This window comes from Microbacterium maritypicum MF109, assembly GCF_000455825.1.
Lineage (GTDB): Bacteria > Actinomycetota > Actinomycetes > Actinomycetales > Microbacteriaceae > Microbacterium > Microbacterium maritypicum_A.
In genome coordinates this window covers 1-249 of the sequence record NZ_ATAO01000143.1, presented here as the reverse complement: position 1 = coordinate 249, position 249 = coordinate 1, and the positions used below count along the sequence as shown (strand labels likewise).

The window sequence follows — 249 nt, the reverse complement described above, 5'->3', positions numbered from 1 at the left end:
GAAGCGGATGCGGGCACGCTCGGCGCAGGGCCTGCGGCACCCGCCCGCGCGTCGACGAGGTGCTGTCCGGAGACGACGCCGGGAAGTCCGCGACCGTCACGTGTCGTGAACGGCAGCACGATCGCGGCGAGGAACAGCACTGCCGCCGCGAAGCCGAAGAACCCGCCGGGCAGCTGCAGCGCGCTGATCCCGCCGATGCCGCCCGCCCAGCGCAGGAGCCGCGCGAACGGTACGGGCAGGCGCGATCCC

1 pseudogene is annotated in these 249 nt (G+C 74.7%); it reads right to left on the bottom strand.

Annotation, left to right across the window (positions count from 1 at the left end):
* Positions 1-249, bottom strand: a pseudogene (locus L687_RS0121385) (VanZ family protein); the annotation flags it as partial.